Origin of the sequence: Algoriphagus hitonicola (assembly GCF_900113375.1) — a bacterium.
In the GTDB taxonomy this organism is placed as follows: Bacteria; Bacteroidota; Bacteroidia; order Cytophagales; family Cyclobacteriaceae; genus Algoriphagus; species Algoriphagus hitonicola.
Genome location: NZ_FOPC01000007.1, coordinates 36,017 through 55,791 on the forward strand (window position 1 = coordinate 36,017; position 19,775 = coordinate 55,791).

Consider the following 19,775-nt stretch of genomic DNA (forward strand, 5'->3'; position numbering starts at 1 on the left):
ATTAAGCTTGTTTTGTAGTTTTCAATGGGTAATTGTAGAATTCATTGCTGCTGACAAGGACTTGGTCGCTTTCTAAATGATGAATCAATCGAATGGGATGGTCAAAAACATCACTGAGTAGGGATTCTTTGAAAACCTCTTTGACTTTACCAATAGCAGCAACTTGGCCGTCTTTGAGCAGGGCAATCCGGTCTGCATAATGAGCCGCTAGATTCAAATCATGCAGGATGACCAAAATGCCGATGTTTTGGTTTTTGAGCTTTTGGAGAATATTCAATACCAAATGCTGCTGGGAAATATCCAAGCTTGAGGTTGGTTCGTCCAACAGGAGATATCTCGGAAAGGGTTTTTTCTCCCAGATCTGCAAGAGGACCCGAGCCAGTTGAACGCGCTGTTTTTCACCTCCCGAAAGGTTCTGATAGAGAGAATCTTTGAAAAAGCTGGTTTGAGTTAGTTTCATCACCTCTTGGAGATTTTTCTCCGGGTGTGAAGCTTGATGGCTGCTATTTCCCAATTCGATGACTTCTTGGGCTGTAAAAGGAAAATTAACAGTAGAATGCTGTGGCATCACGGCACGGACTGTAGCAAGTTCTTTGGGTTTAAGGCCTTCAATCGAGGCTCCATTGTAATTAATTTTCCCCCGTGTGCATTTGAGCTCTCCCGCCAAAAGTCTGAAAAGTGTGGATTTTCCTGCTCCATTTGGGCCCAATATCGCCATGATTTCCCCAGGCTTCACCTCCATGCTCGCTTCACGGACGATCGGTCGCTGCCGAATACAAAAGTGAATATGTGTGGCTTGTAGCATTAGTTTTTTGACAGGTTAAGTTTGAAGATGAGCCAAATAAAGAATGGTGTTCCGATAAGTGCTGTCAATACGCCAATTGGTAATTCGGCGGGAGCTACGGCCGTCCGTGCGATCAAGTCAGCAAGATTGAGCAAAATGGCCCCCAATAAAAATGAAGCCGGTAAGACGATCCGGTGATTGGCACCAAATCCAATCCGGATCAAATGAGGAACCACTAAACCTACAAAACCAATCATACCCGCGATAGAAACCCCTATACCTACAATGAGTGCTGATAGGATCAAAAGCCGAAGCTTGACCCGCTGAATAGATATGCCCATGTGGAAAGCTTCCCGCTCGCCAAGTGAAAGGGCGTTGAGGTTTCTTGCCTCGGTCAAAAGCAAAATGGCCGGAAGACCGATTAATAGAAGTGCCGTTGGGAATTTGGTCCAGGACGATGATCCTAAGTCCCCTAAACTCCAGAATGTAAAACTGCGAAGTGCAGAATCGTCTGCAAAAAATAAGGATAGCCCTATCAAAGAACCCGCTAGTGCATTGATCGCCACTCCGGCTAGGATCAGCGTGGCCGTATCGGTTTTGCCCTGACCTCTTGATAATCGGTAAACAGCCAACACATTTATCAATCCCCCGATGAATGCAAAAAGCGGAAGTCCTAGTTGATTGATTAAAGGGAAATTATTCAGTAGCTGAGAGAAGAAAACGATAAAAATCACGGCGAAAAGTGCACTTCCGCTACTGACTCCAATGAGGCCTGGCTCCACGAGAGGATTACGAAACATCCCCTGAAGTGCTGCTCCTGAAATACCCAATCCTCCGCCGATAAGCGTAGCAATCAGAATACGTGGTAATCTGATTTGGAGCAAGACATTGGAGGCACTCGTATTGATTTCTTGGCTTGCAAGCCCGACTTGATCCAACAATATCTGTATAGTTTGTGAAAATGAAATAGAATAGGCTCCAGCTGATAAGGAGAGGATGCCGATGATAAGCAAGCCCATACTCATCCCGGTCAGGACGATTCCATTATATTTACTTTTCGCTATGGTACTCGATAGGATCATGGAGTAGTCTTTGGAGTTCGCATGGCCTTAGCCAAATCCAACGCGGCATTTCCAACCCGAGGGCCAAACCCTGAAATATAGAGGCCATCCAAGGCTAGGATTTGATCTTTTTGGAAAGCGATAGTTTCTGTCATTCCAGCTATTTTATTTAACCCCGCTTTTCCCCCCAGGCTTTCGAGCCCTGACTCAAAGAGAACGATGTGATCAGGATTCATAGCGATCAGAGCTTCCGGCGTGAGCGGAACAAAGTTTTCGAAATCGGCGGCTACCGAATTGACTCCTGCCAAATCAAACATAGCCGTGGCAAAACTTCCTTTTCCGGCCATAAAAAGAGATTCCGGACCTCTTGCCATTACAAAAAGCGCAGTGCCTGAATTGGTAGATGCTTGTTTATATTCCTCTAATTTTTGCAGATCTTTTTTTACTGAAGAAATAATAGAGTCACCTTTTTCTTTTAGGTCAAAAAAATTGGAGACAGCCTCTATCATGACCAGCGTTTCCTCGGCAGAGCTAGGCTTTTGAAACTGTTGGATTTCGATTTTCGCAGACTGGAGTTGATCTATGACTTCCTGATTAAGATAGCCTTCTTCGATTAGAACCAGGGAGGGGTTGAGTGAAAGGATTCCTTCAGCTTTAATTTGATTCCGGTAACCTATACTGGGAAGTTCCTGCAATTCTGCTGGAAAAGTAGAGGTCCTGTCAGTTGCGGTGATTTGATCCTGAAGGCCAAGTGCAGCCACGATTTCACTGATCGTTCCTCCTGCGGTAATGATTCTCCGCTCTTGGCTAGCCTTGGATTTTGCTTCCTCGGAAGTGCCACAGGATGCAGATAAAATCAAGAAGAATAGAAAAACAAGTCGCTTCATTTATTTAGATTGAATTGAAATAACGATGCAAATCTATACCTAATTAGAATCAATCCAAATAAAAATTAATCAAATTTTCTGATTTAGATCATCATTAATTCTGATTGATTTGGCTAAAAATCGACTTACTCAATAGGAGGACCACTATAATGTTTAAAAGGAAATTGGCTTGAGGCTTAGAAATTGATAGTCAGAAGGGGAATCCATAGAAATCGAGCTTTAATTTTCCAAATATCCTTTGGTATTAGTCTTTATTGATTAATTTTGCGCTCGAATTCAAAAAGACATCCTTTTTACATTTCATACAATCAAATGGCAAATATTGGAAAGATAACCCAGGTAATTGGGCCCGTAGTGGACGTTGCCTTCGACGGCGGAAAACTACCCAACATCCTTGACGCGCTGGAAGTAACCAAAGAAAACGGCCAAGTAGTCGTGATGGAGGTTCAGCAGCACCTTGGTGAAGACCGAGTAAGAACTATTGCAATGGATTCATCCGAGGGGATGGTTCGCGGCATGGAAGTAAAAGACCTAGGTCAGCCTATTTCTGTTCCTACCGGGGAGGCGATCAAAGGACGTCTTTTCAATGTAGTAGGTGAGGCAATTGACGGGCTTCCGCAGGTTCCTGCTGGAAAGCGTCTTCCTATCCACCGATCTGCTCCTAAATTCGAAGATCTTTCGACTTCTACCGAAGTGCTTTACACCGGAATTAAGGTAATCGATTTGATCGAACCTTATGCAAAAGGGGGTAAAATTGGATTGTTCGGTGGTGCCGGTGTAGGAAAAACCGTTTTGATTCAGGAATTGATCAACAACATTGCAAAGGCTTATTCAGGTCTGTCTGTATTTGCCGGTGTGGGTGAGCGTACCCGTGAGGGAAATGACTTGCTTCGTGAAATGATCGAATCCGGGATTGTGACTTATGGAGAAGATTTCATTCACAGTTTGGAAACTGAAGGAGGATGGGATCTTTCTAAAGTAGATTTGAAAAAATTAGAAGAGTCTAAAGCGACGTTTGTGTTTGGTCAGATGAACGAGCCTCCTGGGGCACGTGCTCGAGTGGCCTTAACCGGATTGACGTTGGCAGAATACTATCGTGATGGGGAAGGTGACGGTGCTGGTAAGGATATTCTATTCTTTATTGACAACATCTTCCGATTTACCCAAGCAGGATCTGAAGTGTCCGCACTTCTTGGACGTATGCCGTCTGCGGTAGGATACCAGCCTACATTGGCGACCGAAATGGGTGCCATGCAAGAACGAATTACTTCGACTAAAAATGGGTCTATCACCTCGGTACAGGCGGTTTACGTGCCTGCCGATGACTTGACTGACCCGGCTCCGGCCACGACTTTTGCCCACTTGGATGCGACTACAGTACTTTCTCGTAAAATCGCCGAATTGGGAATTTATCCAGCGGTGGATCCTTTGGATTCAACTTCTCGAATTCTTTCTCCGGATATTTTGGGTGAAGAGCATTATGGCTGCGCGCAGCGTGTAAAGGAGATTCTTCAGCGCTACAAAGAATTGCAGGATATCATTGCGATCCTGGGTATGGAAGAACTTTCTGAAGAAGATAAAATGGTCGTTCACCGGGCTAGACGAGTGCAGCGATTCCTTTCTCAGCCTTTCCACGTAGCCGAGCAATTTACCGGCTTGAAAGGGGTACTTGTGGATATCAAGGATACCATCAAAGGATTCAACATGATCATGGATGGAGAGCTTGATCACTTGCCTGAAGGTGCCTTCAACTTGGTGGGAAGCATCGAAGATGCAATTGCCAAGGGAGAGAAAATGTTGGCTGACGTCAAATAATCAGCGAAGCTTAAATCTTTAGGCTGCTTGATATCGATTGAGTAGCCGATTAAAATCAAATGAGCATGCAATTAGAAATCGTCACACCAGACAAGAAGGTGTTTGAAGGAGAAGTTTCGGAAGCCAGCTTTCCCGGAGCGAATGGTGCCTTTCAGGTTCTCAATAATCACGCGCCCATTGTTTCGGCTTTGGCAAAGGGAACTGTTTCCTTTACTACTCCGGAAGGAAAGCAATCCATGATCGTAGACGGTGGAGTAGTGGAAGTAAAAAATAATGTTATCGTAGTTTTGGCCGAAAAGGTGGTCGGATAAAGCAGATAAATAGAAAATAAAACAAAAGTCCAACTCGTTCGGGTTGGACTTTTTGGGTTTTTGAGGATACCTTTTCCAAAGTTCAAAACTTTGGAAAAGGTAAAAATGCCTTAATCATCTACCGCTCTAAGCACTGCGCGTTTGATGTATTTTTGATCTTTATTGACCATACTTGCCTCTACAAAATAAAGCGTGTCATTTTTTATTCCAGAAAGTAAACCAATGGATAAAAAGTCGAATGTATTTTTGGTCTCACTCCAATATTTTTTTAATCGATTGTATTTCATTATATGGGTCTGATAGCCAATAGATTCGGGCTCTTTTTTGATAAATGATTGTAAAATATATCCATCTTGCCCTTGAATTACATCCCCGAAATAATCAGGCTTTGGTTCATTTTTTGGTGCCCCAACTGTGTTGTCAACTTCTTTTTCCAAATAAGGAATATCATAGTTAAAATGTAGGCTTTCAGGAAATTTGATTTTTTGGTTTGCTTTAGTAAGGTCATTGAGTGAAATGGTATTGATTTCTTTTGTGAATGGAAATGTTACCGTTAACGTATCTTGAAAAGGATAAGATGAGCTGACAATTTTTCCAGGATATATGAATTTTTGTTGTTCCAATAATTCATCTGGAAATTTTAAAAAACTCTTAATGTGCTTTCCTTCCAGATCATAAGACCCTATCAAATCCTTGGTTAATTTATAGTATTGATTCGAAGTAAATGAAACCTCATTTGTTGAGTGCTCTAGATAAAACCTATTGTTTTCTTTAAAAAATATGGCCAACATCAAGGGTTTGAATCTGATATTTTCAGGAGGATTCAGCGTGATAGAATTAATATGCCGATAGCCAGACCCCTTGGTTTTTGATACATCAAACTGATGTATTTTTTTTGTGAACCCGTCGAAAACATAAATGATAGGATATTCTCTCCATTCAGTTTTAGTCGGTCTAAAATTGATTCCGTTTTCTTTATCACTTAATACAGAAGCTACTTCTTTTCCACTTCGAAGGTCTATTACCCAAATCCCCTGACTATTGAAACTCTCAATTCCCATTAGGGTATCGTTGATAAGTGTGGCATTTGAAGGCCTTGTAAGAAAACCATTAGATTCTTTAATTTCTAAAGAATCTAAAATAACCAGATCTAGGATTTGCGGAGAATTAAGTTGAAGTTCCGCTTTTTCTCCACAAGCCCAGATCATAATTATAATAAAAGCATATTGAACTATTTTCATATACCTTTATTATTCACATTCCAATGAGGCTTCCTGCTCAGGACATACCACGATGATGCATCCGCTTGGACAAAGATATGTTTCGCAGTCATATTGGTCGGAGCCGACAAATTCACAATCTTCGGCCGCTCTAGCTTGTTGAGTAGTTCCCAAGCTGCCCAATACCATACCTAATACGGCAAGGGCTAAAATCATTGTTTTCTTCATCTTTTTAGTTGTTTATGAAGTGAAAAGAAAGAATTAAAAAAGCCAGCTTTGATCTAAAAGTGGGAAAGGTATCTTATCTATCCAACATAATTCAGTTAAAATTTTGGGTAGAAATTTATTTTAAGTGCAGGAAGTTGGTTTTTATCCCTTTAAACCGTAGAAATTAGCTTATTGACATCATTCTGAGGATTCACACTTTTAATTTCCCAATATTATAATTATAAAATTATTTCCCTACCTTTGCCCCACGAAAGGGGGTGTATATACATGATCATAGTAAACGTAAAAGAGAACGAATCCATCGAAAAAGCGCTAAAGCGCTTCAAAAAGAAGTTTGACAAAACCGGTGCGGTTCGCGAACTCAGAGCCCGTCAGGCTTTCACCAAACCTTCCGTCAAAAGAAGAGATCAGGTAATCAAAGCGGCTTACAAGCAAAAACTTCAGACTGAAGACGCGAAGTAATCCAGTTTAGAATAAAAATAGAGCAGCAGCTATTCGAAAGAGTAGCTGCTTTTTTCGTTAAGGAGGATTAAAATTACGTTTAGCTCTATTGCCTTTTTTTAGTTTCGTTACTTTTTTTGAAACGACTCTAATTGATCAGTTGTTTTTGCTTTATCGGTCAGATGGAATCGCTCAGATACTAATCATACCCATGTGTACCGAATATAAGCTATGTTCGATTTCATCTCTTCTTGTGACTTTTGTCATCAAAATACTTGGGATTTTTGATGTATCTTCATTTCACAAACCAAGACAAAATGATCCCCTCATTTATCAGCTATTTACAGTTTGAAAAGCGAAGCAGCCCGCATACCGTGGAGGCTTATGAGCGGGATTTGAATCAATTTGCTGAGTTTTTGGAGCTTTCCTTTGAAAAATCTCAACCCGAAAAAGCCGAACATGCTGAGATTCGGGCCTGGATTATTGACCTGGTCGAGCAGGGTATGAGCACTACCTCTGTCAATCGGAAACTAGCCACTTTGCGCTCTTATTATAAGTTTCTAATGCGCAGTGACTTAGTAAAAACTGATCCCACCTATAAGTTAAAATCCCTTAAAAATCCGAAGAAACTCCCCGAATTTTTACAGGAAAGCAGCATTCAGGACGTTTTAAATGAAGACGTTTACGAAGTAGGTTTTGAAGGCCAGCGGGATCGGATGATTTTGGAGTTTTTATACCTGACAGGAATCCGATTGTCAGAGTTGATCGGACTCAAATGGGCTGACCTCGATCTGCACCAAGATCAGGTAAAAGTCTTCGGAAAACGAAAGAAAGAACGAATAATTCCGCTTTCAAAAGGACTCTTGCAGAATATTATTTCTTATCAAAAAGTATATGAAGAAAGGTTTTCAAATACCCCGCAAAGTTCCTATTTTATTGTCAGTAATACGGGAAAGAAAAGCTATCCCATGATGATTTATCGGATTGTGAGGAAGTATTTAGATCGATTTGCTCAGACCAGCAAGCGAAGCCCTCACGTCCTCCGGCATACCTTTGCCACCCATCTGCTGAATAAGGGAGCAGATCTCAATGCGGTAAAAGATTTGCTTGGTCACGCCAGTTTGGCAGCTACCCAAGTCTATACGCATAACTCCATGGAAAAACTGAAGGCTGTGTTCGAACAGGCACATCCTAAAGCATAATTAATAGATTGTTCAACCACTAAATGCAAAAGAAAATGAAACTGCAGATGCACTCAATCCATTTCGACGCTGACCAAAAGCTGATCGATTTCATTCAGAGAAAAGCCGACAAACTAGAGACTTATTACGATCAAATCATAGATGGGGAAGTTTTTATGAGACTGGATAAAAACGAAAAGAATGAAAACAAACTTCTTGAGATCAAATTGAACGTTCCCGGTAAGCAGTTTTTTGCCAAGAGTCAATCAGATTCTTTTGAAGCTGCAGCAGACGAAGCTATAGAAGGATTGAGACGACAGATCAAAAAGTACAAAGAGAAAGTGGTTTTGGCCAAACAGTAAACCCCAAAGCTTTTATAAGTCTTTTAGCCTCCGAGAGATCGGGGGCTTTTTCGTTTCAGCCAAATATAGCGTTTGGCATTTTTCCCGAGTACCTTCTGATAATCCTCTGTTCCCAAGGTCAACAGCAGTGATGGGATTGCACTGGATTTTCCGTTGATAGATTCAGATATAAGCTCGAATTGATTCCGGTCTATTTCTTGCAAAAAATGATCTTCTGTAATGATTTGATCATAATTTTCCAATTCAGATTTCCAATCTTCCCGCTTCAAATCAATCAAATCTACCTCAGGATAGAGACTCATTCGAATTTTGCTTCCTACATGGAGATTTCCGAAAAAAGCCACCGGGCTATTCGAATTGATAGATTTTTCGCGTGAAGATTTTCTAAACTGCTCCCCCTGATGTGGAAAGGAAAGATGATCTGTAATCGTACTGAGCAAAAGAAAAATGGATAAAAATGCATAAGCGATCACTTTTGGAAATTTGATCCGCCGACGAATTAGTGAAACCAAATAAATCAGAATCAAAGCTCCCAGAAATAGCTTTATTCCAGTCATTGCCTCTACGGGACTCTTGAAAAATAACCACATCGAAACTCCCCAAATCAACGCCGACAACAAAACAAAAATCCAAGCGGCAATTTTTTGTCCCCGGGTTTTGTGCTCTAGATCAATCCGAACTAAAAACCAACCCAAACCAATAGCCAAAACCGGAGCTACAGGCAGGAGATATCGCTCGTAAAATTTACTGGTCATGGCACTCATTCCTAAAATAGCTAATCCCCAAAGGATAATAAAACCCAGAAATTGGGGATTTTCCCGGCTGATTCTTATGATTCCTTCTCTGAGCTTTCCCAAAGGGAAAATAATCCAGGGAATGAATATCAATAGCAAGACCGCTGTGGCTAAAATCCCGTTTTGAACGATCAACCAAACCCGGGAAGCCACCCGAACTCCGACCTGATCCTCCAAGAAACTTGCGAAATAGGTCGGTCCGTGGATTTGCCACATGGCAACAAACCAAAAGAGGGCGATGAATAAACTGACCAGAATAGCAGGTAGATGAAGGATTTTTTTCCAATGAATCCGCTGCCAAGGATTCAACAAGAGATAAAGTATGGCCAAAATTCCCAAGGCTGCCGCGGGAAGACCTTTGACTTCGAAAGCCAATGCCAAACCCAAATAAAGCGACCAAACGGCCCATTTTGGAGCAGAATCTCCATGCTTGAGCAATGCGACAATGCCAAGGGAAGCGATCGCCAAGGTCATGACCAAAAGTACATCTGGTATGGACCTGCCTGCCGATAAAATCAAAACCGGATTGGATGCCATAATCAAGGCCGAAATGTCAGCAACTTTTCGATCTTCGAATAAAATTCGACCCATTCGATGTGTCAATCCTACCGTAATAGCACCAGCCAGCAAAAAGAAAATTCGGGAGGCAAAGGCATTCACCCCGAAAAGTTTGAAACCTGCTAGTACAGACCAATAAGTCAGAATGGGTTTTTTGAAGCGTAATTCGCCATTTCCCAGATAGGTAGTCAAGTAATCCCCGTTTTGGAGCATGCGGATGGCAGCATCCCGATAATAGATTTCATCGGGATAGTGCATGTGAAAATCCAAGGTAAAAGGCCCTACCAAAAGCACAAAAACACCCATCAGTATCCATGGATTGATTTTGAGTGGGGTAGACTGGGACAAAAGCATGCGTAAAGATAAGCCGATCTTAAAAATTGAAGGACTAAAATTCTAGCGATTTAAGGAGCTTTGACATCCTTTTTTGTCCCTCGATGGATTTTAAAGTATTTTTGACGAAATTTTATTCCATGAGCCAGCCAAAAATCTCCGTCGTCATCACGGTTTACAATGAAGAAGAAAATATTCAGCCACTTTTAGCACAAACCTATGCGGCACTGGAGACCATCGATTATGAAATTATTCTAGTGGAGGACGGCTCTACAGATACGACAGTAGCAGAGGTGAAAAAATACGCCAATGAGCGTACCAAGCTGATCATCTTTAATAAAAACTACGGACAGACTACCGCTCTTGCCGCGGGAATTGATATGGCAAGGGGTGAATACATTGCCACGATGGACGGAGATTTACAAAATGATCCCACCGATATTCCCGCCATGTTGAAGAAGGCTGAAACTGAAGAATGGGATGTAGTCGCCGGAAGACGGGCCAAGCGAAAGGATGGATTTGTCCTTCGGAAATTCCCCTCCAAAATCGCCAATTGGGTAATCCGAAATACCACCAAAGTCTATCTGAATGATTATGGTTGCACGCTTCGGGTATACAAGGCTGAAATCGCACAAAATATGGGCTTGTATGGCGAGCTCCACCGTTTTATTCCGGTGTTGGCCAAGCAGCAAGGGGCAAAAATGACAGAAGTGGATGTGAAGCATCATCCCCGGATTCATGGGACTTCCAAGTATGGATTGAGCCGAACCTTCAAGGTGCTGGCAGATTTGATCTTAATGCTTTTTTTTCAGAAATATTTTCAGCGCCCGATTCATTTGTTCGGCGGATTGGGTCTGATTTCGTTCTTTTTGGGCGCTTTGATCAATGTGTATTTGCTGATTCTGAAAATTTTCGGAGAGGATATTTGGGGCAGGCCGATTATGATTTTGGGCTTTATTTTGATTTTGGGAGGGATTCAATTGATCACCACGGGGATTATTGCAGAGATCATCGTTCGAACATATTTCGAATCGCAGAACAAGAAGACATATACGATCAGGTCGGTTTTTGAAGGGAAAAAGCAGGAAGCTAAGGAAGAAAATAGTGCAAATCCTGCTTCTGGAGAAGCAGGATAACTGAAGTATAGTTTAGGTCAGCCTGACCCTTCGATTTCGAGACTCTCGTCTCTCAAGTGCTCAGCCTGACCAAAAATTTGATTCAAACCATAATTTTCGTCATCTCCTTTTTGTATGTTCGAAGAATATTTAAGACTCAGGGTGACTGGAGTCGAAGCCCTTTTGAAGACCGAAATAACTAATAACCAATCATCCTCTTTTGACCCAATACAAAAACCAGCTCAAAACCCTGCTTAAACTGATCCTGACAGGATTAGCATTGTATCTGGTTTTTCGGAAAATCGATACCAAACAACTTTTTGAACTGGTAAAAACCATTCAATGGGTTTGGCTGATTCCTGCGGTTTTGTTTTTTATGTTAAGTAAAGTGGCTACGGCTGTTCGGCTGAATCAGTATTTTAAGAATATCGGACTCATTCTTTCCGAAAAGCTAAACCTTCGACTGTATTTGGTCGGCATGTTTTACAATTTGTTTCTGCCCGGAGGAATCGGAGGAGATGGATATAAAGTGTATTTGCTCAATAAGCAATTCAAAACCACAGTCAAAAAGTTACTCCAAGCCGCGTTGCTGGATCGGCTAGGTGGCTTGGTGGCAATTATGTTTTTGCTTTTTGGCCTGTTTCTGATCGTGGAGGTAGAACTGGATTTTTTGGAGACTAACCTATGGAATATGCTGATGATTTTCGGATTGATGCTGACGATTCCTGTATTTTGGCTGATTCAAAAGTTTCTTTTTCGTGACTTTTTGCCTTCCTTTTGGTCGGCAAATGCTTGGTCTTTTGCTGGGCAGATTACACAACTGATTTGTGCCTGGTTTATTTTGATGGCTTTGGGGATCAATGAGAAAATCCTAGCCTATCAACTGGTATTTTTGCTTTCTTCAATTGTGGCTGTCCTTCCGCTGACGATTGGGGGAGTGGGAGCGCGTGAACTCGTCTTTGTCTATGCGCATCAATACGCGGGAATTGAAGAGACCGCTGCGGTGGCTTTCAGCTTGATCTTTTTTCTGATTACAGCAGGGGTTTCTTTGGTTGGGGCTTTTGTCAAAGTTGATATGGAAAAAAATCATAAGTAGCTGTTTTTCAATATCTTTTATAAAAATCATCCTTGTAGATTTAAAATGTGATTTTAAATCTACAAGGATGATTAAACGATTGCTTTTTCATAGACTTGAAGAATTAATGGCGGATTTTCCAGCAAGTGCTATTGGACTGACTGAAATTTTACAAAAAAAGGAATGCTTTTAGAAACCTTATTTTCTCTCAATGGTGAACAAGCTAAAGGTAAGCGAATCTTCATTTTCAAGTTCAGTATCATTCAGTATATACATTCCTTCTTTTCCAAAGTGGACATATAGATGATTGAATTCCGATACATCCATCGTATGAAACTGCTTTCCGTTTCGGTCAAGAAATAAAAGATAGTTTTTGTTTTTAGAGTCCAGCATTTTAAAAGAATTTGATTTTAAAGACTCAAATTCACTTTCTGAAATTGCTTCGCGATAATGTCTTATGTATAGATCTCGATAAGGATCATAATAAACTGTGAAAAAAGTGTTTTCTGTGTAATATTCCTTACTCCATTCCCCTACATTTTCCCCAGTCCGTTTCTCCAAATTGACAAAATTTTGCTTCGGGGAGGCTGAAATTTTATTGTAATACTTGAAGTCTTTTGTGAATATTAAACTGTCCAAAATAGGAAAATTGATAATGTATTCTTTTGTATTTTGATTATAATCCATAGTAATGAGTAGATCATAGATATTCACCTTTTTACCAAGGTATTTATCTGGAAGAGGCAAGGTCGATTGGAATTCACGAAGATCTTGATCAAAAATTCCAAAAGTATTAGCTAGTGCTCCATAAGTATAGGGCGGTCCTCCGTATTTTTCTGCCATATTTAAAGATGTAACCAATTTTTCGGTTTTGACGGCTGACTTAAGAAAGCCTGATAATGGTTTTGGTTCGTTTTCGAATAACCTCGATAGTTTTTGACTTGCTACGATTCTTGAGTTTTCCAAAAGATAGATTTCGTCATTTCTTCGATCGAAATAAATAAAGCCGTCTTTTGAATAGGGAATAAATTGGTTTTGGCCCGTAGAAGTATTTCCTCTAAAATTTTCGATTTCTTCTAATTTTAAAATTGAAATCGGATTTCCACCTTTTTCCAAATCAAAAGTTCCAATTCCTTTATGTTTTTGAATGAAGAAATAAGATCCATTTTTGTCCGAGAAAAAGAGCGGGTTTCCTTGGAGTTTTGGGAAACCATCGGATAGATCAATTTTTATTTCTTTTGAAAATGTGAGACTTATTGAAGTTTTTGATTCGTTTTCTAGATTCTTTGAGTTCTTTACATTACAGGATAATATCAAAAAGAAATGTAGAAAAAAGGGAAGTAAACTTCTTAGTTTTAGCTTCATAATGGTTTGATTTAATAATAATGTCCCCTCCATTTTGGAGGGGACAAGGAATTTAACCTATGCCTGGATCAGTTTCCTCAGCCTTAGCCACAAAACAATCTCCAATTAAAGGCTGTTCCCCAGGTTCTGGGGGCCCAAGTTCAAAGCAGGTATTGGTCAATTCGAAGCAGAATCCTGCGACGTAGGTTTTACCAGTTTCTGGCCTAATGTCGCAGGATTGTCCTGAGACGGTTGCGAGTGAACCTAAAAATCCAAACGCAAAAATTAAACTTAGCTTCTTCATATTGTTTTAAGATAAATGTTAAAAAACCCTGGCCAAGGTTATCTCTCATCCTTAGGACTTTCCTGAGAACTAAAGACAACACAACATATTATTATTATTCGCAAAATTATTTTCTGAGAAAAAGAATATTTTTAAAAAACAATACCCAGTACTGGGTATTTTTCAGGGGTTTTCGAACTCGCTTGGATTCTGTATTTTTGCCAAAACCCCCAAAACTTCCCATGACCCGATCCGAGCTTTTCTCCCAAATCCAGCAAAAATCTTCCTTTCTCTGTGTAGGTCTTGACCCGGATTTGGAGAAGATTCCTCGGCATCTGCTTTCCGAACCGGACCCGATTTTTAGCTTTTGCAAAGCCATTATTGAAGAAACTGCAGATTTTGCAGTAGCATACAAACCTAACATAGCCTTTTTTGAAGCTTTGGGAGCAAAGGGTTGGGAGACCTTGGCGAAAGTAGCTGAATTTATTCCCAAGGATATTTTCACTATTGCAGACGCCAAGCGAGGAGATATCGGAAATACCTCCAAACTCTACGCAAAAGCATTTTTTGAGTCCATGAATTTTGACTCGGTGACAGTGGCTCCTTACATGGGTAAGGATTCGGTTTCTCCCTTTTTGGAATTCGATAACAAATGGGTTATTCTGCTGGCCCTGACTTCCAATCCCGGTTCAATGGATTTTCAATTGATCGAGGACAAAGCCGGAAAGCCGCTTTATCAATCTGTGTTGGAAAAGAGTCAAGAATGGGGCAGTCCTGAAAATCTGATGTACGTCGTCGGCGCGACTCGAGGAGAACTTATTGGGAAGGTGAGAGTATTGGCTCCCGATCATTTCTTTTTGGTGCCGGGGGTTGGCGTGCAGGGAGGCAGTTTGTCAGAAGTAGCCCAGTTTGGAATGAATTCCTCCTGTGGACTTTTGGTCAATTCGAGCCGTGGAATCATTTATGCCTCCTCGGAGAAGGACTTTGCTCAGGCCGCAAGGCGGGAAGCAGAAAAACTACAACTGGAAATGAAGGACTTGTTGGAGAAGTATTTGTAAATGATGTCCCATATCCTCCAATGGCTAAGTTCCCATGGAGTGGTTTTTTTTTGGCTACGTGAGTGTCATCACTCACGTTTTTCAAGGAGCGGACTGGATGATTCGTAATCCTAAATTTCGATTCTTTATAATAGGCAGTGAGTGGTGACCTTTCTTCGGATAAGGCAAGAACTCACAGCGGCACAGGAACCAGTGATTAGTTTTATTTGTAATGTCCAATCACGGATATCACGGTTACCGTGACGATATCTTGATCAATAGCGTAAACTATTCGGTGTTCCCTATTCAATCTTCTTGACCAAAAGCCAGCAAGATTATGTTTCAATTGTTCAGGTTGGCCAGTGCCGGAAAAGGGGTGTTCACTTAATTCACTCAAAAGTCTCTTTAATTTCTTCAACAGTGGTTTACTTCCAGATTGTTTTAGTTTTTCTATTCCATTGAGCGCTTTTGGAGTAAAAACTAACTCATAAGTCATAATCCTAACAGTTGGTCTAAATCATTTTTTTCTACTTTTGTCGTCTTTCCTGATTTATATTCTTCAATTCCCTCACGTACTTCTTCAATTACTTTTGGATCCAGAAAAAAACGATCTTGCTCATGGATAGGCACTAAAGCATAAGATCTATTTTTTCCCCTTTGAACAATAACTTGTTGATTCTGATCTACTAGGTCAAAATATTTTTTCTGATTATCTCTGAATTCCTTTGAGCTGATCACTAACATAATTTTGAATTTGTGTACCTTTTTGGTACATCAAAATTAAGAAAAAAGTTTAGATATCATCTATCCCATTCATTTGGAATTTGGAGGAAAACAAAGGATAAAAACCTGTTCTCAATTTGGTGCTAATTTCTAGTATCCAGATGAGAGTTTCTTTCTCAACGTTTTTAAGGAAAAACTCTTCCAAAGACAAAGAATTTTGAACTCATAGGGAGATCCATTTGCCTTCTTTTAAAGAATTTCTTAAATTCATAAGCTTTTAGTAGTCAAGGAGTAAACCGTAAAGCCGATGAATTTCAGAGAAGACTTTTTACAGCTCGTCTGGAAGTATCAATATTTTGACCGCAAAAATCTCCAAACTGTCGATGGGCAGGAAATACAGATTTTGAATGTAGGGTTTCATAATCAAACCGAAGGGCCGGATTTTAAGGACTCCACGATTGCCCTAGATGGAGTGACGTTTCATGGTCATGTAGAAGTGCATCGATTGGCCTCAGAATGGAAACAGCATGCTCATGGAGGCGATCCCGCCTACAATTCGGTGATTCTTCATGTGGTTTGGAAAAATGACCAACTGGTGAAAAGAAACGATGGCACGGCCATGCCTACACTGGAGCTGGATGGGAAAATTTTCCTTGAAATCTGGCGTAATTACGAACGGACGCTAGACTTTAATCAGGATTTGCCCTGTGCACATGTATTGGAGAAGGTGCCGGAGATCATTCGGTTTTCTGCGTTGGAAAAGTCCCTGGTAGAGCGGCTTCAGGAGAAATCGCAGCATATTTTGAAGATTCTCGAGGAGACCAAGGGGGATTGGGAGGAGACGGCTTATCGCTGGCTATTTCAATGTTTTGGATTTAAAATCAACGCCATTCCTATGTCCGAACTGGCGAGCCGAGTTCCCTACAAAATATTACAAAAGCATCGAAATCAGCTGCCGGTATTGGAGGCGAACCTTTTTGGAAGAGCTGGATTATTACCGATGAATTCAGAGGAACCTTATGTGCAACATTTGATTCGGGAGTATGATTTTTATCAGAGAAAATTCTCCTGGGAAAATGATTTGACCCGACAGCATTGGAATTTTATGGGTGCGCGACCGAGTAATTTTCCCACCCTTCGGATTGCACAGCTTGCGGCTATTCTGGCTCAAGCACCCAATTTATTGCAGGCAATTTTAGAGGATAATCGTGATTTTTCGGGATTCAAAAACCTTCTTCAAGTCAAGCCTTCCGATTACTGGCTGTACCATTATTCTTTTGGACAAAACTCCTCAAAAATGGCTTCTAAAGGCATTTCTAGTACAGTTTTGCAGTTACTGATCATCAATTTTGTCATCCCGATTTGGTTTGCCTATGGACGCTATTTCCAAAATCCAGATTGGCAGGAGCGCTGTTTTGACCTGCTTCAAGAGATCAATGCAGAGAATAATTTTATTATTCGGAAATTTTCTGACCACAGCTGGAAAGCGCAAAACAGTTTCGATAGTCAGGGAATGATCGGTTTGTTTAAAAGCTACTGCCAGCCCAAAAAATGCATGCAATGCAAAATCGCTCAAAGTTTGATTAAGTCCGAGAGCAAATGATTTTTGGCTAAGCCCGTGAATTCCCGTAATTTTGCGGACTGAATTCAGATTCATTATGGACAAACCAGTTATTATTTTGGGCGCAAAGGGAATTGCCCATCCCGCTTTGGAGATTTTCAATAGCAACCAAGTCATCGTTTATGGCTTTTTGGAAGAGGATGAAAGTCTTCACGGAACTGAAATCAATACGATTTCAGTGTTGGGACATCCCGAGGACGACGGATTTCTCAAGTTGATCGGAAAAAAAACCGAGGCCTTCGTGGCCGTTGATGACAATAAATACCGGAAGTTTCTAGTTGAGATGCTCAATGAACGGAGAAAAGTTCAGCCGATCAATGCGATTCATCAATCCGCATACATCTCCACCGATGCGCACCTGGGACATGGTAATTTTCTCAATGCTCAAGTCACGATTGGAGCGGCTGCTGAGATCGGACATCATTGTATTCTAAATACCGGAGCGATTGTCGATCATAAAGCGAAGTTGGGAGATTTTGTACAGGTCGGTGCAGGAACGATAATCAATGCAGAAGTGACCGTGGAGGAAGGAGCCTTTATCGGTTCGGGAGTTACGATCGTATCTGGCTTGACCATTGGGAAGAATGCCCGAATCGGCGCCGGTTCTGTGGTGATTTCCTCTGTAGGAGCGAATGAAACGGTATTCGGAAATCCTGCTGCGAAAGTAAAGTAATGATGTATTGAAAATAAACGCGTAAATCAAAATTCGAATATCGAAAATCCTCTAACACCCTGCCGAAACAGGGCCTCAGTTATGGAACAAAACAAAGATTACCAAATCCTCCTGTACTATTGCTACGCAAAAATCGATAACCCCGAAGAGTACAGAGAGCAGCACCATCTTTTCTGTGTGGAAAACAACATCCGGGGAAGAATCATCATTTCGGACGAAGGCTTAAATGGAACTGTTTCCGGTCTGAGGGAAGACTGCCAAAAGTACATGGACTACATTCATGCCGATCCGCGATTTGCAAAGACTGAGTTTAAGATTGATTCGCATGAAGCTCATGCCTTCACCAAAATTCATGTGCGTTACAAGCCCGAGATCGTGCATTCTTCACTGAGACATCTCGACCCCAATGTCAAAACAGGTAAGCATTTGGAACCCGAGGAATTCAAAAAGCTAAAAGATCAAGAGGATGTCGTCATTCTTGACGTTCGCTCTAATTATGAGCACGAACTCGGTCGGTTCAAAAATGCATTGACGCTGGATATTGATAATTTCAGAGACTTTCCGGAGAAAGTCAAAGAACTGGAGCATTTGAAAAATAAGAAGGTGCTCACCTATTGCACCGGCGGAATCAAATGTGAAAAAGCCTCTGCTTTTTTATTGGAGCAAGGCTTTGAGGATGTATATCAGCTTCACGGCGGCATTATCAAATACGGAATGGAAGCGGGAGGCGAAGATTTTGAAGGTAAATGCTACGTCTTTGACAATCGAATCGCGGTCGAGGTGAATAAAGTAAACCCGACCATCGTTTCTCGATGTCATATTTGCGACACTCCTTCAGATCGAATGGTCAACTGTGCCAATCCTACGTGTAACATTCATGTCCCTATTTGCGAAAAATGCGGTTGGGAAATGGAAGGTGCCTGCTCCATAGAATGCAAGGAAAACCCTGAAAAAAGACCTTACGACGGCACGGGGTATTACCAAAAGAAGACCAACGGATACAATCCCTACAAAGGTTTGCAACGAAAACCAAACAAAGAACAGATCCAAAAACTCCATGGAGAATCCAATCATTCCTGCGTCTGAGTTGATTATCAATTCCGATGGTAGTATTTATCATTTACATCTGAAGCCAGAGCATCTGGCTTCACTTGTTTTTACCGTAGGTGATCCAGATCGGGTGGCCATGGTTTCGCGCCATTTTGATGAGATAGAGATCAAGATGCAAAAGCGGGAGTTTGTCACCCACACGGGATGGCTTCGTGGACAGCGAGTCACCGTGATGAGTACAGGGATGGGCACGGATAATATCGAAATCCTGATGACCGAGCTCGATGCTTTGGTCAATGTGGACCTGGAAACTCGACAAATCAAGAAAGATAAAAGCAGTCTGAAAATTATCCGATTGGGAACTTCTGGTAGTATGCAGGAAGATATTCCCGTAGGATCATTTTTGGGATCGGCTGTTGGGGTCGGTTTGGATACCTTGATGGAGTTTTATCCCTCGCTTGAGGGAGAGTCCGATTTAGCCCAGGCGGTGAAGAAAGAGCTGGGTTTGACTTTCGGTCCGTATCAGGCTGCCGCTTCTAGGGAATTATTGAGTCAATTGGATGAGCGATTTTTGAAAGGAAATACCCTGACTTGTCCGGGATTTTATGCACCACAGGGTAGGGAAGTACGGCTAAAGCCAAAATTTGATCAAATGATCGAGCGTTTGGCGGCCATTGAAAGTCCATCGGGGAGGCTCACCAATTTTGAAATGGAGACGGCCGGATATTATGCTTTGGGGGAATTGCTCGGACATCAAATGCTGAGCTTGAATGCGATTGTGGCTAATCGACCTTTGAAAAAGTTTGATAAAAAAGCTGAAAAAACCGTGGATAGCCTGATCCGCGCAGCTTTGGAGTGTTTCGTTGCTAAAAATTGATC

22 protein-coding genes are annotated in these 19,775 nt (G+C 41.4%); 12 read left to right on the top strand and 10 right to left on the bottom strand.

Translation table 11 applies throughout. The features are described from left to right. Position 1: 1 nt before the first annotated feature. From BM043_RS10630 to BM043_RS10640, 3 genes are read right to left on the bottom strand one after another with little or no spacing between them, the layout of a single operon-like run. Complete coding sequence (locus tag BM043_RS10630) at positions 2-805, bottom strand: heme ABC transporter ATP-binding protein (protein ID WP_092791486.1); 804 nt, start codon at positions 803-805, stop codon at positions 2-4. Next, the gene (locus BM043_RS10635; protein WP_092791488.1) at positions 805-1,866 is read right to left on the bottom strand and encodes a FecCD family ABC transporter permease; all 1,062 of its coding nucleotides are present in this window, start codon (positions 1,864-1,866) and stop codon (positions 805-807) included. Before BM043_RS10635 ends, BM043_RS10630 begins: the two co-directional genes overlap by 1 nt. Then, complete coding sequence (locus BM043_RS10640) at positions 1,863-2,732, bottom strand: heme/hemin ABC transporter substrate-binding protein (protein WP_092791490.1); 870 nt, start codon at positions 2,730-2,732, stop codon at positions 1,863-1,865. Before BM043_RS10640 ends, BM043_RS10635 begins: the two co-directional genes overlap by 4 nt. Before the next feature lie 312 nt (positions 2,733-3,044). Here BM043_RS10640 and atpD point away from each other — a divergent pair, with 312 nt between their 5' ends. After that, a complete protein-coding gene (gene atpD / locus BM043_RS10645; protein ID WP_092791492.1) occupies positions 3,045-4,547 on the top strand; it encodes a F0F1 ATP synthase subunit beta in 1,503 nt (500 codons plus the stop codon). A 65-nt stretch (positions 4,548-4,612) separates the two neighbouring features. Further along, positions 4,613-4,858, top strand: a complete 246-nt coding sequence (gene atpC, locus BM043_RS10650; protein WP_092791494.1) for an ATP synthase F1 subunit epsilon — start codon at positions 4,613-4,615, stop codon at positions 4,856-4,858. 110 nt (positions 4,859-4,968) lie between these two features. On the opposite strand, the gene BM043_RS10655 is transcribed toward atpC, so the two are convergent. Continuing rightward, on the bottom strand, positions 4,969-6,099 hold the full coding sequence (locus tag BM043_RS10655) for a hypothetical protein (RefSeq protein ID WP_143189518.1): 1,131 nt from the start codon (positions 6,097-6,099) through the stop codon (positions 4,969-4,971). 9 nt (positions 6,100-6,108) lie between these two features. Then, positions 6,109-6,306, bottom strand: coding sequence for a hypothetical protein (locus BM043_RS10660; RefSeq protein ID WP_143189519.1), 198 nt, complete (start codon positions 6,304-6,306; stop codon positions 6,109-6,111). A 267-nt stretch (positions 6,307-6,573) separates the two neighbouring features. Here BM043_RS10660 and rpsU point away from each other — a divergent pair, with 267 nt between their 5' ends. The 3 genes from rpsU to hpf all read left to right on the top strand — a co-directional run bounded on the left by rpsU (position 6,574) and on the right by hpf (position 8,290). Continuing rightward, entirely contained in the window at positions 6,574-6,768 is a 195-nt protein-coding gene (gene rpsU / locus BM043_RS10665; RefSeq protein ID WP_092791500.1) for a 30S ribosomal protein S21, read from the top strand. A gap of 296 nt (positions 6,769-7,064) precedes the next feature. Next, complete coding sequence (locus BM043_RS10670; RefSeq protein ID WP_092791794.1) at positions 7,065-7,949, top strand: tyrosine-type recombinase/integrase; 885 nt, start codon at positions 7,065-7,067, stop codon at positions 7,947-7,949. Positions 7,950-7,984: 35 nt separating this feature from the next. Further along, entirely contained in the window at positions 7,985-8,290 is a 306-nt protein-coding gene (hpf, locus tag BM043_RS10675) for a ribosome hibernation-promoting factor, HPF/YfiA family (protein ID WP_092791796.1), read from the top strand. 23 nt (positions 8,291-8,313) lie between these two features. Here hpf and BM043_RS10680 read toward each other — a convergent pair whose 3' ends face one another. Beyond that, positions 8,314-9,996 carry an ArnT family glycosyltransferase gene (locus tag BM043_RS10680; protein WP_092791501.1) on the bottom strand — a complete coding sequence of 561 codons (1,683 nt, stop codon included), beginning with the start codon at positions 9,994-9,996 and terminating at the stop codon, positions 8,314-8,316. Positions 9,997-10,115: 119 nt separating this feature from the next. On the opposite strand from BM043_RS10680, the gene BM043_RS10685 reads away from it, so the two are divergent. Together BM043_RS10685 and BM043_RS10690 are read left to right on the top strand one after the other, a co-directional pair. Then, positions 10,116-11,111 carry a glycosyltransferase family 2 protein gene (locus BM043_RS10685; protein ID WP_092791798.1) on the top strand — a complete coding sequence of 332 codons (996 nt, stop codon included), beginning with the start codon at positions 10,116-10,118 and terminating at the stop codon, positions 11,109-11,111. A 199-nt stretch (positions 11,112-11,310) separates the two neighbouring features. Continuing rightward, positions 11,311-12,186, top strand: coding sequence for a lysylphosphatidylglycerol synthase transmembrane domain-containing protein (locus BM043_RS10690; RefSeq protein WP_092791503.1), 876 nt, complete (start codon positions 11,311-11,313; stop codon positions 12,184-12,186). A gap of 177 nt (positions 12,187-12,363) precedes the next feature. Here BM043_RS10690 and BM043_RS10695 read toward each other — a convergent pair whose 3' ends face one another. Further along, entirely contained in the window at positions 12,364-13,530 is a 1,167-nt protein-coding gene (locus tag BM043_RS10695) for a hypothetical protein (protein ID WP_092791504.1), read from the bottom strand. A 52-nt stretch (positions 13,531-13,582) separates the two neighbouring features. After that, on the bottom strand, positions 13,583-13,813 hold the full coding sequence (locus tag BM043_RS10700; protein ID WP_092791505.1) for a hypothetical protein: 231 nt from the start codon (positions 13,811-13,813) through the stop codon (positions 13,583-13,585). A gap of 221 nt (positions 13,814-14,034) precedes the next feature. Between BM043_RS10700 and pyrF the strand changes: the two genes are divergently transcribed. Next, a complete protein-coding gene (pyrF, locus tag BM043_RS10705; protein WP_092791507.1) occupies positions 14,035-14,850 on the top strand; it encodes an orotidine-5'-phosphate decarboxylase in 816 nt (271 codons plus the stop codon). Between the two features lie 202 nt (positions 14,851-15,052). Here pyrF and BM043_RS10710 read toward each other — a convergent pair whose 3' ends face one another. Both BM043_RS10710 and BM043_RS10715 read right to left on the bottom strand, forming a co-directional pair. Next, positions 15,053-15,325, bottom strand: coding sequence for a Txe/YoeB family addiction module toxin (locus BM043_RS10710; protein WP_092791509.1), 273 nt, complete (start codon positions 15,323-15,325; stop codon positions 15,053-15,055). Beyond that, positions 15,322-15,573 (bottom strand): prevent-host-death protein, encoded by a 252-nt coding sequence (locus tag BM043_RS10715; RefSeq protein WP_092791511.1) that lies wholly within the window; start codon positions 15,571-15,573, stop codon positions 15,322-15,324. The genes BM043_RS10710 and BM043_RS10715 overlap by 4 nt, the downstream gene beginning before the upstream one ends. Positions 15,574-15,859: 286 nt before the next feature. Here BM043_RS10715 and BM043_RS10720 point away from each other — a divergent pair, with 286 nt between their 5' ends. The 4 genes from BM043_RS10720 to BM043_RS10735 all read left to right on the top strand — a co-directional run bounded on the left by BM043_RS10720 (position 15,860) and on the right by BM043_RS10735 (position 19,773). Beyond that, positions 15,860-17,155 carry a DUF2851 family protein gene (locus BM043_RS10720; protein ID WP_092791513.1) on the top strand — a complete coding sequence of 432 codons (1,296 nt, stop codon included), beginning with the start codon at positions 15,860-15,862 and terminating at the stop codon, positions 17,153-17,155. A gap of 55 nt (positions 17,156-17,210) precedes the next feature. Further along, positions 17,211-17,846, top strand: a complete 636-nt coding sequence (locus BM043_RS10725) for an acetyltransferase (RefSeq protein WP_092791515.1) — start codon at positions 17,211-17,213, stop codon at positions 17,844-17,846. Between the two features lie 81 nt (positions 17,847-17,927). Then, a complete protein-coding gene (trhO, locus tag BM043_RS10730) occupies positions 17,928-18,932 on the top strand; it encodes an oxygen-dependent tRNA uridine(34) hydroxylase TrhO (RefSeq protein ID WP_092791517.1) in 1,005 nt (334 codons plus the stop codon). Beyond that, positions 18,904-19,773, top strand: a complete 870-nt coding sequence (locus BM043_RS10735) for a nucleoside phosphorylase (RefSeq protein WP_092791519.1) — start codon at positions 18,904-18,906, stop codon at positions 19,771-19,773. The genes trhO and BM043_RS10735 overlap by 29 nt, the downstream gene beginning before the upstream one ends. Positions 19,774-19,775: the final 2 nt, after the last annotated feature.

Excerpts from the sequence above, each read along its gene's own strand:
- BM043_RS10630 (WP_092791486.1), bottom strand. The coding sequence starts at position 805 with ATGCTACAAGCCACACATATTCACTTTTGTATTCGGCAGCGACCGATC.
- BM043_RS10635 (WP_092791488.1), bottom strand. The coding sequence starts at position 1,866 with ATGATCCTATCGAGTACCATAGCGAAAAGTAAATATAATGGAATCGTC.
- BM043_RS10640 (WP_092791490.1), bottom strand. The coding sequence starts at position 2,732 with ATGAAGCGACTTGTTTTTCTATTCTTCTTGATTTTATCTGCATCCTGT.
- atpD (WP_092791492.1), top strand. The coding sequence starts at position 3,045 with ATGGCAAATATTGGAAAGATAACCCAGGTAATTGGGCCCGTAGTGGAC.
- atpC (WP_092791494.1), top strand. The coding sequence starts at position 4,613 with ATGCAATTAGAAATCGTCACACCAGACAAGAAGGTGTTTGAAGGAGAA.
- BM043_RS10655 (WP_143189518.1), bottom strand. The coding sequence starts at position 6,099 with ATGAAAATAGTTCAATATGCTTTTATTATAATTATGATCTGGGCTTGT.
- BM043_RS10660 (WP_143189519.1), bottom strand. The coding sequence starts at position 6,306 with ATGAAGAAAACAATGATTTTAGCCCTTGCCGTATTAGGTATGGTATTG.
- rpsU (WP_092791500.1), top strand. The coding sequence starts at position 6,574 with ATGATCATAGTAAACGTAAAAGAGAACGAATCCATCGAAAAAGCGCTA.
- BM043_RS10670 (WP_092791794.1), top strand. The coding sequence starts at position 7,065 with ATGATCCCCTCATTTATCAGCTATTTACAGTTTGAAAAGCGAAGCAGC.
- hpf (WP_092791796.1), top strand. The coding sequence starts at position 7,985 with ATGAAACTGCAGATGCACTCAATCCATTTCGACGCTGACCAAAAGCTG.
- BM043_RS10680 (WP_092791501.1), bottom strand. The coding sequence starts at position 9,996 with ATGCTTTTGTCCCAGTCTACCCCACTCAAAATCAATCCATGGATACTG.
- BM043_RS10685 (WP_092791798.1), top strand. The coding sequence starts at position 10,116 with ATGAGCCAGCCAAAAATCTCCGTCGTCATCACGGTTTACAATGAAGAA.
- BM043_RS10695 (WP_092791504.1), bottom strand. The coding sequence starts at position 13,530 with ATGAAGCTAAAACTAAGAAGTTTACTTCCCTTTTTTCTACATTTCTTT.
- BM043_RS10700 (WP_092791505.1), bottom strand. The coding sequence starts at position 13,813 with ATGAAGAAGCTAAGTTTAATTTTTGCGTTTGGATTTTTAGGTTCACTC.
- pyrF (WP_092791507.1), top strand. The coding sequence starts at position 14,035 with ATGACCCGATCCGAGCTTTTCTCCCAAATCCAGCAAAAATCTTCCTTT.
- BM043_RS10710 (WP_092791509.1), bottom strand. The coding sequence starts at position 15,325 with ATGACTTATGAGTTAGTTTTTACTCCAAAAGCGCTCAATGGAATAGAA.
- BM043_RS10715 (WP_092791511.1), bottom strand. The coding sequence starts at position 15,573 with ATGTTAGTGATCAGCTCAAAGGAATTCAGAGATAATCAGAAAAAATAT.
- BM043_RS10720 (WP_092791513.1), top strand. The coding sequence starts at position 15,860 with ATGAATTTCAGAGAAGACTTTTTACAGCTCGTCTGGAAGTATCAATAT.
- BM043_RS10725 (WP_092791515.1), top strand. The coding sequence starts at position 17,211 with ATGGACAAACCAGTTATTATTTTGGGCGCAAAGGGAATTGCCCATCCC.
- trhO (WP_092791517.1), top strand. The coding sequence starts at position 17,928 with ATGGAACAAAACAAAGATTACCAAATCCTCCTGTACTATTGCTACGCA.
- BM043_RS10735 (WP_092791519.1), top strand. The coding sequence starts at position 18,904 with ATGGAGAATCCAATCATTCCTGCGTCTGAGTTGATTATCAATTCCGAT.